The sequence below is a fragment of the Halomonas sp. 7T genome (genome assembly GCF_025643255.1).
GTDB lineage: Bacteria > Pseudomonadota > Gammaproteobacteria > Pseudomonadales > Halomonadaceae > Vreelandella.
The window spans coordinates 1,130,570-1,146,318 of record NZ_CP087112.1 but is presented as its reverse complement, the minus strand read 5'-3'; the positions used below and the strand labels follow the sequence as shown (position 1 = coordinate 1,146,318).

Annotated in this window: 11 protein-coding genes; all 11 read right to left on the bottom strand. The window is 48.8% G+C overall.

All coding sequences use genetic code 11. The annotated features are described in order from the left end of the window. Positions 1 to 87: 87 nt before the first annotated feature. A complete protein-coding gene (locus tag LOS15_RS05210; RefSeq protein WP_263068589.1) occupies positions 88 to 1,305 on the bottom strand; it encodes a DegT/DnrJ/EryC1/StrS family aminotransferase in 1,218 nt (405 codons plus the stop codon). Between the two features lies 1 nt (position 1,306). Beyond that, positions 1,307 to 2,374, bottom strand: a complete 1,068-nt coding sequence (locus tag LOS15_RS05205) for a hypothetical protein (protein WP_263068588.1) — start codon at positions 2,372 to 2,374, stop codon at positions 1,307 to 1,309. Further along, positions 2,367 to 2,990, bottom strand: a complete 624-nt coding sequence (locus LOS15_RS05200) for a sugar transferase (RefSeq protein ID WP_317629632.1) — start codon at positions 2,988 to 2,990, stop codon at positions 2,367 to 2,369. The genes LOS15_RS05205 and LOS15_RS05200 overlap by 8 nt, the downstream gene beginning before the upstream one ends. A gap of 96 nt (positions 2,991 to 3,086) precedes the next feature. Continuing rightward, positions 3,087 to 4,469 (bottom strand): UDP-glucose dehydrogenase family protein, encoded by a 1,383-nt coding sequence (locus LOS15_RS05195; protein ID WP_263068587.1) that lies wholly within the window; start codon positions 4,467 to 4,469, stop codon positions 3,087 to 3,089. Positions 4,470 to 4,516: 47 nt separating this feature from the next. After that, positions 4,517 to 5,599 carry an NAD-dependent epimerase gene (locus LOS15_RS05190; protein ID WP_263068586.1) on the bottom strand — a complete coding sequence of 361 codons (1,083 nt, stop codon included), beginning with the start codon at positions 5,597 to 5,599 and terminating at the stop codon, positions 4,517 to 4,519. A 48-nt stretch (positions 5,600 to 5,647) separates the two neighbouring features. After that, the gene (locus LOS15_RS05185) at positions 5,648 to 6,847 is read right to left on the bottom strand and encodes a hypothetical protein (RefSeq protein ID WP_263068584.1); all 1,200 of its coding nucleotides are present in this window, start codon (positions 6,845 to 6,847) and stop codon (positions 5,648 to 5,650) included. A 136-nt stretch (positions 6,848 to 6,983) separates the two neighbouring features. Next, on the bottom strand, positions 6,984 to 8,981 hold the full coding sequence (locus LOS15_RS05180) for a polysaccharide biosynthesis protein (protein ID WP_263068582.1): 1,998 nt from the start codon (positions 8,979 to 8,981) through the stop codon (positions 6,984 to 6,986). A 72-nt stretch (positions 8,982 to 9,053) separates the two neighbouring features. Further along, positions 9,054 to 10,193 carry a hypothetical protein gene (locus LOS15_RS05175; protein ID WP_263068580.1) on the bottom strand — a complete coding sequence of 380 codons (1,140 nt, stop codon included), beginning with the start codon at positions 10,191 to 10,193 and terminating at the stop codon, positions 9,054 to 9,056. A 25-nt stretch (positions 10,194 to 10,218) separates the two neighbouring features. Next, complete coding sequence (locus tag LOS15_RS05170; protein WP_263068578.1) at positions 10,219 to 12,033, bottom strand: ABC transporter ATP-binding protein; 1,815 nt, start codon at positions 12,031 to 12,033, stop codon at positions 10,219 to 10,221. Positions 12,034 to 12,039: 6 nt separating this feature from the next. Further along, positions 12,040 to 14,298, bottom strand: coding sequence for a polysaccharide biosynthesis tyrosine autokinase (locus tag LOS15_RS05165; RefSeq protein WP_263068576.1), 2,259 nt, complete (start codon positions 14,296 to 14,298; stop codon positions 12,040 to 12,042). A gap of 42 nt (positions 14,299 to 14,340) precedes the next feature. Then, positions 14,341 to 15,492: a polysaccharide export protein gene (locus LOS15_RS05160; RefSeq protein WP_263068574.1), complete on the bottom strand. Its 1,152-nt coding sequence runs from the start codon at positions 15,490 to 15,492 to the stop codon at positions 14,341 to 14,343. Positions 15,493 to 15,749 lie beyond the last annotated feature (257 nt).

The window sequence follows — 15,749 nt, the reverse complement described above, 5'->3', positions numbered from 1 at the left end:
AGCCACACCATCGTTATGTGCATCTCATTTGGTGTTTACTATTAAAATAGTTGTAATGGGAAGGGGTAGCTTTCAGTAGCCGATGTGTTAGAAAGCAGTATTAGTACATTTCTTCATAATTTCTTGTAGTACTTGGCAAGTCTTATCAATTTCTTGCTGGGTAAGCGTCGGGTGGCATAAAAACATGAGACTCGTTTGACCAAGCTCCTGAGCCACTGGCAGGCTGCCTTGCGGCTGCCAGCCGGCTCTTACAAACGCTTTTTCACGATATACCTCAGAACAACTACCTGAAAAGCAGGGTACCCCGCGCTGATTAATCTCTTTTAGAATTCGGTCTCGATCCCAGCCTGCTGCAAGCTGATGAGGCTCAATAAACACGTAGCATTTATAAGCACCATGTTGAGAATTTTTGCTTACGCTACTGGATGCTGTTTCTGAAGTTAAAGATGGTACCCGCAATCCTGGGCAGTCAGCCGCGGCTTGCCAAATACGTTGAGCATACGTTTGCCGAATAACACTCCATTCGGGCATACGTTTAAGCTGTATACGACCAATAACGGCCTGCATTTCGGTCATACGCCAGTTGGTGCCAAAGGTGTCGTGTAACCAGCGAAAACCAGGCGGGTGCTCATGCACATAAACAGCATCCCAGCTTTTACCATGGTCCTTATAGGCCCACATTTTTTTCCAAAGTGCGGAGTCGTTCGTGGTAACCATGCCCCCTTCGCCACCGGTCGTCATAATTTTATCCTGACAAAACGACCAACACCCCACGTGACCAATCCCCCCCACGCTCCTGCCCCGATAACGGGCTCCGTGGGCTTGAGCACAATCTTCAATCACATAAAGCCCGTGCTGCTCTGCTAATGCCATTAGCCCATCCATTTCACAGGGCCAGCCTGCTAAATGCACCGCAATGATGGCGCGAGTACGCGGCGTAATCTTTTCAGCTACCGTGGAGGCAGTGATGTTTTGAGAATCGCGATCAACGTCAGCGAAAACGGCTATAGCACCGGCATTTGCAATACAAGACGCTGAAGCGACAAAGGTTCGAGAGGTAACAATCACCTCTTCATTATCTTTTTCACCAATGCCCAAGCCCTTTAACGCTAAGTCCAGTGCGTTGGTTCCGTTCGCCAAGGCAATAGCATGCTCAGTCTCAGCAAACTGGGCAAATTCTTTTTCAAATTCAACACATTCTTTACCTGTCCAATAATTCACTTTATTGGAAAGCAGTACATCCTGCACCGCTTGAGCTTCTTCCTGGGTAAAAGAAGGCCATGGAGAAAACGGTCCGTTGAGCATATTAAGGCCTCATACTCAATAAGTCTTTTTCGTTCATGACAATGGGCCTCTCATCTACATCTCTGAGGAATATTGTGCCTTGGGCAAACTCATAATGCTGGTAAGCAAAGGAGAAGCTTTTAGATTTAAGATTTGCGTCAAGGTAGTCTAACGGCAAGTTTGCGCCTGCCTGGGCCAACGACGAAATAAAAGCGACAAACCTGACGTTTATTTCAGTTATTATTGGCTGACCATCTGCATTTTCTTTGAAATCAACCGTAAAAATCCCGTTAGGTTTGCATTGATATTGACTAAAAACCGAACGGATAGCTTCATCAGCAGTCCTCACCAACCCTTTATCATTAATCATTCTGCCAAAGGCGGTATTACCCGTTATCCCAGAAGGCGCTACCTTTGACATAATGTATGTCACTCTCTCAGCGCACGCAGAGCGTAAAATCTCGCCATCCATATACAGTACTTTGCAAGCCAGGTTTCTACCGGGAAGAAACTCTGAAGCAATAAACTCTTCGATGAGTGGGTTAATACGCATCCACTCTTCTAACTCTTTTTCACTATTAATTTTTAAGGAACCAAGGCCGCTTGATCCAACGGTACCACGCACCCAAAAAGGGTAATCTAATGGAAAATTGTTACTTCCTTCGCCATTTTTAAAAGTACAATAATTAGGTATATAGTGCTTATTTCTCAAAAGGTGATGAAGCTGTTTCTTATCGACTAATGCCTCAGTCGGGCGCATAGATGAAATAAAAGCCTTGCAGGGCAACCCTTCTTGTTCTTTACGCTTCGCCCAAGCAATGACCTCAACTTCAGGTAATACAACAGCAAATTCAATATGGTGATGGTCAATTATTTTAGATATTTCTGCCCAATAATGATCATCATTTGCCCTAGGTACTAGATAGGTTTTGCTGTAAGAAGCATTATCATAAAGACCAATTGCCAATGGATTGGCATCTACACCAATAAAATTATAATCATTATTTCCAGAGTCAATCACTGATCTAACAAAACTGCGAGGTGTTGGGCCACCCACCCCGGTAACCAGGATATTGATTTTATTAGCCATTTTTACCACCTTTCTCTTTATGCAGTTTTGATGCTTTAAAATTAGGCATAGCCACTTCACTTGAATAGCTAACACCCTCTCCCACTAGCACTTTCTTAATCGTTAAAAAAAGTATTTTAACATCCAATAAAAACGTTTTATTATCCACGTACCAAATATCGTAATCGAATTTTTTTTCCCAAGAGATTGCGTTACGTCCATTAACTTGTGCCCAACCTGTTACTCCTGGGCGCACCTCATGTCGTCGTGCTTCGTAAGCGCTATAGTGGGGCAAGTATTCCATTAGTAAAGGTCTTGGCCCTACCAAGCTCATATCCCCTTTTAATACATTCCATAATTCGGGTAATTCATCAAGACTAGTCGCCCGTAGGCGTCGGCCAAATGGCGTCAGACGCTCTTTTTCGGATATCTTTCGACCTTGCTCATCATAGACATCCCGCATAGATCGGAACTTAATAATCTCGAACGGTTGACCATTTAATCCAGGACGGTATTGTCGAAACAGCACAGGAGATCCTAACTTATAGCGAATCATGAGTGCTATGATAATCATGATAGGTGAAAGCAGTATCAACCCGAGCATCGATACGGCTATGTCAACTTGTCGTTTAAACATAGAGCACTCCATTAAATGCTGATATTCCAATTGACTAACCAACAATAGATCACTTTATTATTAGCAAGCCATTCCTAGGTACCTATGATGCTTAATCTAGCTATGCATTAACTCGGAGTGTACCGCCACTGAAGTATTGGACAACAATAGCGGTTTTGCTCTTCCTACTGAGTAGTAGGTAAAGCCTTTTGACAACATTCTTTGAGGATCATAAAGATTGCGACCATCAAAGATCGTTGGTTCGTAAAGCTGACTTTTTATGAGTTCAAAATCAGGTGCTCGAAAATTCTGCCACTCCGTAACAATAATTAGTGCATGTGTATTTTTAAGTGCTGCTTCTTTAGTTCCACAAAGGATTAATTGCTCATGTGTACCGTAAATTCGCTGTGCCTCCTCCATGGCTTCTGGATCATAGGCTTGAACATTCGCGCCTGCTTCCCAAAGTGCCTCCATCAGCACACGACTCGGCGCATCACGCATATCATCAGTATTAGGTTTAAACGAAAGCCCCCAGATGGCGAATACTTTACCTTGCAAGTGTCCATTGAAATGCTCATTTACTTTTTCAAACAACGTTGCTTTCTGCTCCTTGTTGCGCAACTCAACTGCTTTAAGCACCTTGGCATCGAAATTTATAGCATCTGAAGCACGGATCAGCGCCTGTAGATCTTTCGGAAAGCACGAGCCGCCATAACCTACTCCAGGATAAATAAAGTGATAGCCAATGCGGGGATCTGAGCCAATTCCTTGTCGCACAGCCTCAATGTCAGCACCCAGACGCTCCGCTAAGTTAGCCATCTCATTCATAAAACTAATTTTAGTAGCTAGCATGCAATTAGCGGCATATTTAGTCAGTTCGGCGCTTTTCACATCCATTACTATGATTTTGTCGCGATTTCGATTGAAGGGGGCATAAAGCTCGCGCATCACCTCTACGGTAGTATCACTATCAGTGCCAATGATAATTCGATCTGGTTTCTGGCAATCTGAGACTGCGCTACCTTCCTTGAGAAACTCAGGGTTTGAAACAACATCAAAGTTAATATCGTCACGGCCACGTTTTTTTAATACTTTTTCCACCTCGGCACGTACTTTGTCGGCACTGCCCACCGGCACGGTAGATTTATTGATGATGATCTGGTTACGTTCCGTATGTTCACCGATGGTAGCCGCCACAGTAAGCACGTACTTAAGATCAGCGCTCCCGTCCTCATCCGGCGGTGTCCCTACGGCGATAAATTGCACCTGGCCATGTTTGATTGCAGCCACCGCATCGGTGGTAAACTCTAGCCTACCGGCAGCGTGGTTCTCTTTTACTAAAGCCTCTAATCCCGGCTCGAAAATGGGTATGATGCCCAATTTAAGCTTTTCAACTTTATTAGCATCTACATCAACGCAGATCACGTGATGGCCAACTTCAGCCAAAATAGCACCTTGAACTAGGCCAACATAACCCGTTCCGAAAACTGTAACGTTCATAGGGTTTCCTGCTCAGTCAGTGTGTTAATAAAAGAGAAAAATGCACTTCACTTAAGTGAAATAGATGCTTTATTTATGATTTTTTCAGCGTTTTCCGCTGCGGTTTTATTTAATGAGTAGTAGTCCCGATACCAACTAATAAAATTCTCAACGCCCTGCGAAACCGGCATGGAGGGCTTATAGCCCACCTTTGCTTCAAGCTCGCTTGAGTCCGCATAAGTATCAAGCACATCACCTGGCTGTAGGGGCAGTAGTTCTTTTATCGCTTTTTTGCCCAAGGCTTTTTCAATCGCTTCGATATAGGCGCCAATTGTCACTGGGTTGTTGTTACCAATATTAAAGAGACGAAACGGTGCACTACTATTAGCGGGGTCTGGACAGTCGCTATTCCACTCCTGTGTGGAGGTCGCGATGTCATCACTCGCTCGGATGACCCCTTCAACAATGTCGTCTACATACGTAAAGTCGCGTGTGTGCCGACCATAATTGAAAATCTGAATGGGCTCATCGGCCAAAATTTTCTTAGCAAACTTAAACAGCGCCATATCTGGGCGGCCCCAGGGACCATAGACGGTAAAAAAGCGCAGGCCGGTGGTGGGTAGCCCAAACAAGTGGCTGTAACTGTGAGCCATCATCTCGTTAGCTTTCTTGGTAGCCGCATAAAATTGCAACGGATGATTAGCACCCTGATGTTCAGAGAATGGCATTCGTGTGTTAGCGCCATAAACACTGCTCGTACTGGCATACGTTAGGTGTGCAATCGAAGCGTAGCGGCACGCCTCCAATATATTGGTAAACCCAATTAGGTTGCTTTCTACATAGCTGAGCGGGTTTTCTAGTGAATAGCGAACACCTGCTTGAGCAGCTAAGTGTATAACCCGGTCAAAACGATGCTCGTCGAAGCATTGTGCGACCGCTTTTTGGTTAGCCAAATTGGCGCGAATAGAAATGTAACGACCGCTTGCCTGAGCAGCTGTCTGATCCAGTAACGCAAGACGCGATTCTTTAATAGTGGGGTCGTAGTAATCATTGACGTTATCAATACCGACAACACTATCTCCGCGCTCTAACAGTCGCTTAGCCGTGTGAAAGCCGATAAAACCGGCATGGCCGGTAACTAAAATCTTCATACAGTGACTCCATGCTGACACAGTCGGGGACATGGGAAAGGAGGAGGTTCAATGACGAACAAAACGCTGAATATGTTGCCAACTCACCCGCTTTAAACCGCCCAACGCTAAGGGCACCAGTGCCACTGAACGCACCATCGCCAGCACGGGTCTCGGTAGCTCTTTTAAACATAGGGATCGAGGTAGGCCAGTATATGGAAACCACCGCTCACCGTAGGAACTCTGCGGGGCTGAAAGCGGCAAATCGCCGGTGAATCGAGAAGGCACGGCATACCAGGCATAATTGCCTTTCAACGTTTCTATCTCGTCAGGACCAGGCTGTAGAAATTCAAAATCAATGATTTTAAGCCCCTGGCAAGGGTCATAAATAAGATCTTCTGGATTGAGGTCGATACATTCGTAGCCAAGACGACGGTAGTGCAGGATAACCACTCTTACGCGCTCAATCGTCCAGATAGGTAGCAACCCATGAGGTGAAAAAGGCGCGCGGGGTGAGAGAATACGCTCCATACGATTGGCATAGCGCTCAAACACTAAGTAATGAGGGCCTACCTCAAGTAATCGCGATACTTCAGGCAGTGATGCACCTAGCTCCCGAGCTCTTACCTCACGCTCTAGATAGCGCTCGCGCCCGGGTCGAAAAGTTTTACAAATGGCTTCCGTGCCGTGGAAATCGACTAGCTCAACTTTGGCTCGACACACTTGTTTACTTAAGTCAGCAAGAACCGGGTAAGGTGTGCGAAACGCCGCGTTATAACGTAGGGCTGTTTGTCGTATTTCATCAATTTGTTGGGGCACTATGTGACTAAGGTATTTAAACACCTGCGTTGCATTACAGGTTAAATCCACTGGGTCGTATTGTTCTTGCTTACTGTATTCATGGTTAGCCTTATAGGTTATTTTTTTCTTAACCGTCAGCAACCGAAGATTATCAATTCGCTCAGGACTATCTGGCGAAGATGCTTCCTGGCGTACGGGGTAAACATCGTGCACCACTAAAAAGTGAACCGGTAAACCGCTGATGTCTTCTCGATTATTTATTGACGGCTGAGGGGAGTTGTCTATGCCTTGGTAAAGCGCATGCTGCTGGTCTTTTTCGAGAGACACATCACACAAAACATTAAAACCGTAGCGATCCAGTAAGCCACGCAGAACGTCGAGGTATTCCAACCCTTGCTCTTTAATCAATAAGACGGCAACCCCTGAAAGCCACTCCTGTTGCTCTATATCATGGTTTTTATCGGCCATAGTTTTTGCTCCTTAAGCTAAAGAGAGGGCTTATGTTTAAAAACAGGAAGCAATGACGTGCTTAGCAATGACTAATTCATCACTTAACGTTGGAAAAGTGGTGCTTACTAAATGCAATGCTTGTCTGGCAGGCGTATCAGCTTTCTTTAGAAACGGGGCTCAATGCGGGTTCAGTGCGGTTAATGGCACGTAGAAAATAAGGCGTGTCGAGTTGCTGATGGTGAGTGCTCGGGAGCATCGTTTGACGAGCCTCCCATACCAAATCCGCGATTTCGTCTAAGGGGTGGTAATCCAAAGGAGCCATCTGCAAAAGTTGTCGAATACGCAAATGATCCGTCTCAGTAAACGCCTGCTCCAATTCTTTTAAAAAGGCTTCAAGCCTTGGCCATTCCCAGAAACGCTCTTTTGAGGTCATGATGCGATCGTGACGCGTCCTACGGACGTCCTCACCAATCAGTAACTCTTCATAAAGCTTCTCACCAGGCCGTAGACCGGAGTAGGTAATTTCAATATCGCCTTCAGGGTGCTGGGCATCTTTGACTTCAAGCCCTGAGAGCCGAACCATGTTGATCGCCAAATCATAGATACGTACCGGCTCACCCATATCGAGCACAAATACCTCTCCCCCCTTTCCCATGGCGCCTGCCTGGATAACTAACTGCGCGGCTTCCGGAATGGTCATGAAATAGCGGGTGATATCCGGATGTGTCACCTTAATAGGGCCACCCTGCTCAATCTGCTTACGAAACACTGGAACGACAGAGCCACTTGAACCCAACACATTACCAAAACGCACCATGCAGAAACGTGTACTAGTTTGTACATCAGCAAATGCTTGGCAAATGAGCTCTGTCAATCGTTTAGAAGCCCCCATCGCATTGGTGGGACGCACTGCTTTATCGGTAGAGATCACCACAAAGGTTTGTACCCCCGCCGCCATGGCCGCCTTTGCAAGGTGCAGGGTGCCCAGTACGTTATTGCTTACTCCTTGTATAAGATTAAACTCCACCATTGGTACGTGTTTGTAAGCAGCAGCGTGGTAGACGGTATGTACTTCGAAGCTGTCGAACACCGCTTTCAGGCTGCCCGCGTGCTGAACCGAGACAAGCAATGGTTTTAATTCACAGCGTGAATGGGTCGTTTCAATATGCTGCTTCAACTCCTGCTCGATGGCGTACAGCGCAAATTCACAGTTGTCGACCAACAATAACCGCACGGGATTCTGAGCAAGTATCTGACGGCATAGCTCACTGCCAATCGAGCCACCCGCCCCGGTCACCATCACTGACTTATCGTGAATATTGGACTGCATCAACTCAGGGAAAGCTGGCACCGCCTCTCTTCCCAATAAATCCTCAAGCGCCACATCATGAAGCTCGCTGATTTTCGCCCGACCGGCGATCACATCGGCACTGCCAGGAATCGTTTTAAGCGGAACAGAGAGTCCTGATAGCCAATGCAGTATTTCGCGACGGCGGCACCTGGGCGCACTCGGGATCGCCAGCAATACCATCGCGGCGCGATACTCCTGCACTAACGCAGCCAACGCGACCGGTTGGTGGACCCGCAAGCCTTCTACCATCGCCCCCTCAAGGCCGCGCCAGTCATCAACAAAGGCAACTGGCTCATACTCACCGCCATGGCGAAGTGCTGCGACCAGTTCACATCCTGCGGCACCTGCCCCATAGATGACGACGGGTTTGCGCTGGCGGCGCTGGCTACGGCGATATAGCTCACGTAGTACAAAACGTAAGCTACCGATACCTAACAGTAAGAGAAGTGCGTAAGTCACAACGATAGAGGGGCCAATGGCGTGTTCCACAGCGTAACTGGCGGGTATCACGAGCAAAGCTGATGACAGCACTACCATGACGACGGTCGGAACAGTGACATGACTCATGTAGCGAATGACCAGGCGATATAGCCCAAGCCAATGGAAAAGTAAGAGGCTCATGGGCACCAATAGGCCGATAGTCATCCAAAGAGAACCGTCTTTTAGCGGCTGTGGGCTTTCCAGATGGATCATAGCGGCCAGCTGTAAACTACACGCCACAATCACTCCATCCAGCCCTACAAGCACCCTGCGCTTTATCCAGCGTGGCTTCATCAATAACGACTTCATCACATTGGCCATACTTTCACCTTTATAATTCCTTGCCGGCATGACGGACGCGCTATACGGCGAGACATTCTTGGAGAAGCAGCGTTAGGAAAGTTCAGCAACTAAACGTCGGCGAGTTATGGCCAGAGAGCCCTCCCGGTAAAGATGCCAACCGACTACCAGTACAATCCAGAAGAGTGTTGAACGCAGGCCATTATGGGTGGTGGAATAAATCAATGGCCCGGCGACCGCTGCCCAAACGAAGAGCGGTGCTCGACGTAATACCGTCGCAATGGTCAAAAGGAACAGCCCTAACCCGGGTAAGCCATAAGCGAATAACATATTGACAAAGGATGAATGAATTTCTTGTCCGTCGTAGGGCGCAAACCGCTCGCGCTCGGCTTCTCCCGCCCCAAGAATCGCGTATTCCGGGAAATTCATCAGCCGGTCAAACTTGCGCTCTTCATAAACGCTATCTACTTTGCTAGGCGCCCTGTCCATACGTGCTTCTAGGTTCCGTAGCACTTGTCCATCTGAACTGATATTGGCCACCAGCACACCCAGCAATAGCAGGGGAAGTAGCAGTATTAAACGTGCAAAGTGTTTGACTTGCTTGGCATTTGCGACTGCCCAGCCAGCTAACACCATGACCCCACCGCCCATGGCCGCTAGCGATGAAGCCGCTAGAATGCCCAGCACCCCAGACGCGACACCAGCCAACACTAAGGGCCTCATCCGAAGATGAAAATCATCGAGCATTAATAGCAACACTAAGCCGCATAGCGAAAAATAGGCGAGCTGATTGGGGTTATTGAAACTTCCAGTCGTGCGGTTAACGCCCAAAGCTAACTGCGTCACCACATGGCTACCCGCGATTATTAAAGCAATGGATACGCCATTGCGGATAATGCCTAACGCACGATCGCCGTAAACAGTGAGAAAGCGCAATAACGACATTCCAATCAAGAAGTTAAATAGGAAAAACTGAGCAGGCCTAAAGAAGGTGGTGGTTTGCATGATCAGTGTCCAGGTAAGGCACACTAACAACACCCAGAGCACCATCATTCCCCAGCATATTGCGAAGGGAGAAACTTTTAGCTGTTTGTCACCCAATGACATCACCAGCATTACGCCAGCGAAGCCTACCAATACAAAATCGGTTAGCTGTGGCGCACCGCTGGGGAACAGATAAAGACTGCTGAGTGAAAGACCCAGAAATAGCAGTAGCGCACCAATCAGATTCATGACGATATCCTTTTATTCTCAGTGGCTAGAGGTTGGCCATCATCTGGAAGGTATGGTTGCGGCCGGCTAGATCATCGTAGGTACCCGCATCACTCACCTGCCCGTCTTCAAGCATATAGATGATGTCGCACCCTTTAACGGTCGCTAAGCGATGGGCAATCATAATCACGGTCATCTGGCCAGAAAACCGCTGGATATCTTCCATGACGCGACGTTCGGTTATCCCATCCAGGGCGCTAGTCGCCTCGTCGAACACCAATACGCGGGCTTGCTGATACAGGGCGCGAGCGATGCCCAAGCGCTGGCGTTGCCCACCTGATATCTGAACGCCTCGCTCCCCAATGCGTGTTTCCAGCCCTTCAGGAAATCTTTCAATCAGGTCATCAAGTTGCGCCATGCGCAGCGCTTCCTTCACCCTATCAACATCAATATCATCGCGCTCGATAGCAAATGCGACGTTTTCAAGGATGCTGGCATCGGACAGAAATATTTGCTGGGGGACGAAACCAACGCCCGCCTGCCAATAGCGCATGTTTTCCGGTGTGAGCGGAACACCATCAATCAGCACACGCCCTTTTTGAGGCTCAATCAGGCCCAGCAATAAATCGATAGCCGTGCTCTTGCCACTGCCGGAAGAGCCTACTAAACCCACCATCTTATTCACGGGTATCGTCAGCGTTAGTCCATCGAGTGCCAATGCCCGTGACCCTGGGTAGTCAAACACCACATCCTGCAGTTTAATTTCTTGCTGTGGCACCCAAGGAATTATCGGTGAATCCGTGTGTGCTTTGCTCTCTGTATCAGCGTTTTTCACTTCATCACGACTTGCCATCAAATCGTCACGAATAGCGTCATAGGCGGCCAAGTTGCCGCGTATTTTTGTAATTGAGGTATAAATTTTTTGGAAGCCGGGCAGCATTTTGAAGCCTGCCAACGCATAGATGGAAAGGGCTGGCAAAATAGCGCCCAGGTTTCCCTCGTAGAGGTTCAGCAGATAAATCACCAGTACAATGACCGAACCGAAGGCCACTAGCTCAATGGCGAAACGCGGAGCTTCACTAAGTCCTTGTGTCACTCCCTCCCCTCGCGCAATACGATTGCTCGCTTTTTCAAAACGAGAGGTGAACCCCGCCTGCCGATGCAGTAACAGTAGGTCTTTAATGCCCCCGAACCCCTCACTCATCAGCTTAAAACGCTTGGCTTGCGATTCAGACACCCGCTTTCCGTTAATCACCAGATAACGCCTAACCGTCTGATATAAAAGAAAATAGGAGCCTATAAAAATCAACATGCCGGATATTGCCACCACCGGGTTGTAGAGAAAGATTGCCAGCGTCATCAAAGACACCATGATCAACTTAGCGTTGAGCTCCATGGCAGGATTAATAATCTTGATGGTCACTCGTTGGACTTCAGCAGAGACTTTAGTGGTTAAGCCGCTCGTGTTCTGGCCGGAGTGAAACAGCCACGGCTGGTGCAAGTAATAGCGGTAGAGACGGCTTGAGAGTTCCGCCCCCACCTGAGCACTGTAGAGCGCAAGCCGCCACGTCGTATAAATAGATACCAGCGCCGCTAATAACAGTACGCCAAGCACCATGCCACCCAGTAAGCTCAAGAACGCCTTAGGGCTTTGCATACCGCTGAAATCGTATGCCCACGCAAGCCAACCATCTCCCTGGAGCTTGCTCATATCACCCACTACCGCCATGAAGGGCCCAATGGCAATGACACTCACTATCTGAGCCAGCGCCATGCCAATAATTAACACTTGGAGCCTCAACAATTGCCGACGTTGTTGCTGGGTCAATAAAGAATAGAATTCACGCAATTGCTTTAGCATATTGGATCACCGGTAAGCATAGAGGTAGCTGCCGTAATATCCATGCCGGCTATTGGTGGATTTCTTCACGCCATTTAGGATTCCACCTTTGAGTTTCACACCCGCACTCTCCAGGCGGCGCTTAGCGGCTTTGATTTCGCCGGGAGCATTGGCATCAAAACGCACCACCATCAGGCTAGTGCCGGCCATTTTGCCGACTACCGAGGCATCCGTGACTGCGAGGATGGGCGGCGTATCCACGATGACTAAATCGTAGTTTTGACTCATTGCTTCAAGAAAATCGTGGAAGCTTTGCTGCATCAAAAGCTCTGATGGATTTGGCGGCACACTGCCGCGCGCCACATAATCCAGCCCTTCCAAATCGCTATGGCGAACGGCTTCATCTATATCAATACGCCGTGCCAGCAACTCCGATAGGCCCTTTACGCCTTTATCGTTAAACGCATGATGCAGGTGACCGCGGCGCATATCCGCATCGATCAACAGGACTCTTTGACCCGCTTGAGCACATACCGCTGCCAAGTTAGCCGCCACAAAACTCTTACCGACTCCAGGGCTTGCACCGGTGATCATCAGGCGGTTATTGTCGGATTCAAGCATCGCGAAATAGAGACTGGTACGCAGGCCACGCAAGGCTTCCACGGCAATTTCGGCAGGTTTTTTAACAGCCAGCAAGCCTCTAAACACTTCCTGAGCCTTTTTCGAACGGCGCGGGCGAATTCGTTCAGTAAGCCCTGCCTGCTCTCCAGAGTCCGGCAACGTTGCGTAAACGGGCAGACCTAACTCTTCAAGCTGTTCCGGTGTCTTGATCGCTCGGCTAAGTAGTAAACGCACCACCACTAACATCGTCGCCAGCAACGCCCCGAGCAGGCCACTAACGGCCGTAATGAGAGAAATACGCGGAGCAATCGTGCCGGGACTCAGCATAGCGGCATCCAGAATACGTACGTTACCTACGGTGCCTGCCTTCACTAGGCGCATCTCTTGAAGCTGATTAAGTAATTGGACGTACACCTGCTGATTGACCTGGCTATCTCGCGTCAGGCGAAGCACTTCCTGTTGTGTTTCGGGTAGCTCATTAACCTCAGCATTCAAGCGGTCACGCTCTGCGGTCAGCTGGGAGCGCTGCCTTAACAGTGTCTGGTAGTTAGGGTGGGAAGGACGGTACCGCTCAGCTAAGTCCGCCTCTCTCATGGCAAGTTCACTAAGCTGGTTTTCTACTTCCACGACGCGAGTAAGAAGGTTTTGGGTCTCAAATGTTAAGTCTACGGAGTCGCGCTGCGCCCGATAATCATTGAGCATTCCCTCTGCATTGGATAACTGATCACTCACTTGAGGAATTTGCTCGTTAAGAAAAGCGATCTGTTTCTCTGCCTCTTCGGAATGACGCTGTACGTTTTGGGTAAGAAAAACGCCCGTTAACGTGTCTAGTGTGGGCTGAATTTCTCTGCGATCTGCCCCACTTAACTTAAGCTCATAGACACCGGAATCCATGCCTCGCGGTAAAATTTCGAAACGGCTCTTCAAGCTCTTTATTGCATCCAGCGACGAGATTCGCTTCAAAATAAATTCAGATCCCGGCTGCGCTACTGCCTGACTAATAAACAAGCGATAGCCCAGCGTATCGTCTTGAACGGTTTCACCAATGTTACCCGTCAGCAGGACAGTCTCTTCCAGTAGCAAGTCGAAACTGTTGTTTTCTTTGATACGAAGAATATGACCCTGGCCGATACGGTCATCGGGCACTTCAAAACGTGCGACGCGTAGCGACTCATCCGCCCACACATAAGGGCTTTGCCATTCACTATTCGCACCGTTGCCTAGCCACTCACGTATAAATGCAGGCGTAATGCTTTCAATCGAGGCTTGATCAACCCCATGACTCACAAGGAAGCGACCCACCACCGGCAGTCGGCGCGGTTCGACCTGAATAGCTAGATCTTGCCGTTCAGCCGTTTCGCCCAGCACCATACGCGACTGCAGGATTTCAAGCTCAGCGGCAGTGGGGTTATCAGGCTGACTTTCACCTAATGAGTCCATAAACGCTAAGTTCGAGCCTCTCGCCTCAATTTGAACTAACGCATCCGCTTGATAGATACGAGGCTGTGAACTGGCGTAAAAATAGCCTCCCAGAAGAAAAATGCCTGTTAACGAAATGATAAGCCAGCGGTGGTCGTAGAGCGTATCAACCAGCTTACGTAGATTGAGATCGTCGCCCTCCTGGGGGCCAGGCAACGACGAGGGTGCCGGGGGAAAGTGAGTCATAGCCATGCCTCATTACTCGTAGAATAATAGTTTGTGCGGTGCTTAAAGCTCACCGACATCCGTTGCAACAGTCGCAACGTCACCCGGCAAACTGACGGAAGGCAGTAGTAACGAGATCACATTGTTCCAACGGGCCAGCGGCGCGGAAGTGACATACACCACATCCTGCGGCTCTAGAGGAAAACGTGTTCCTAGTAACAAGCGCGTGGCATCTCGAATATCTAGCTGGTAAATCGTGGCGATTTTCTCACTGCCTGGCGGGTTCCCACGCACAACGAAGATGCCTGAAGGCTCGGCTCGACTTTCATTGACACCCCCCGCCCTTCCAAGGGCGTCGGTCAGGGTAATGCGCTCATTCCCCAAGGCAATTGCGCCAGGGCGTATTACCTGACCCATTACGATCACGTTCTGATTTTCCATGGTGGGCACGTGAAGCAGGTCGCCATTGCGTAACAGGCGATTCTGAGTCATGTCGCCTTGACGCATCATGGCGTATAGCGAGATTCTGTCTTCTCTGCCATTACGGCTAAGCGTGACGTTGTGCCAATCGGCGTTATCACGCGCCCCGCCCACTTCACTGATGGCGTCCAAGACAGTCATAGGCACAATGGTTAATGGCAGCGTACCTGGATTCTCTACCGCACCACTGATGTACACCTTTTGTGAATGAAACGCCGCAATGCCTACTTCCACCTGGGGGTCGGTAATCACGCTGGAAAGCCGCCGTGCTATCAAGTCCCGCACTTGGTCAAGCGTCATACCGTCGACCTTAACGCGCCCAACGTAGGGGTAAAACATGGTGCCGTTAGGACGAATACGGTTACCGGTTTCTGCGGCGGAACGTTCGGTACCCGCAGGAATCGTCAATTCAGGATGATCGTAGACAATCACGCTCAGGATATCGCCGGGGCCTACGCGGTATTCATAGCCTTGAACTTCTTGGTCTAGTGTTAGAGGCGTTGCTCGGGTGGGCGCCTCCATTTCGACCATCGCATTCACCAAGTCAGGCGTAATGGGCTGTACGTTCACACGCCCATCCAGCGACTGATCAAGATTATTCTTGTCTATATGGCCACCAGGCGCCATGGCACATCCGCTGAGGACACCTAGAAGCACGACTAGCATCAGATAGCGAACCACACGCCCAGTGTGCTGGCTAGACTCAGGCTCTGTTATAGTATTGAATTTATTCATTATATACTCCCTTTGCTTTTCGTCTTACCACGCTACCGCCCAGGGATTTTGATAAGGGCATTTCCCAGAGCCTTATGAAAACTGTCGTCAAACTACGAATCAGTGCCGCGCCGTATGACCCCTTGCTGATTCGATAAACAATAATAAGGTTACATAAAAATACAAAAAAATTACTTCTATTTACATCGTCATGCCAGGGTGAGATTTTTAGTGCTTTCCCGGACCGCCCAGTACGAATAAAAGCGTTAAAAGTCAGC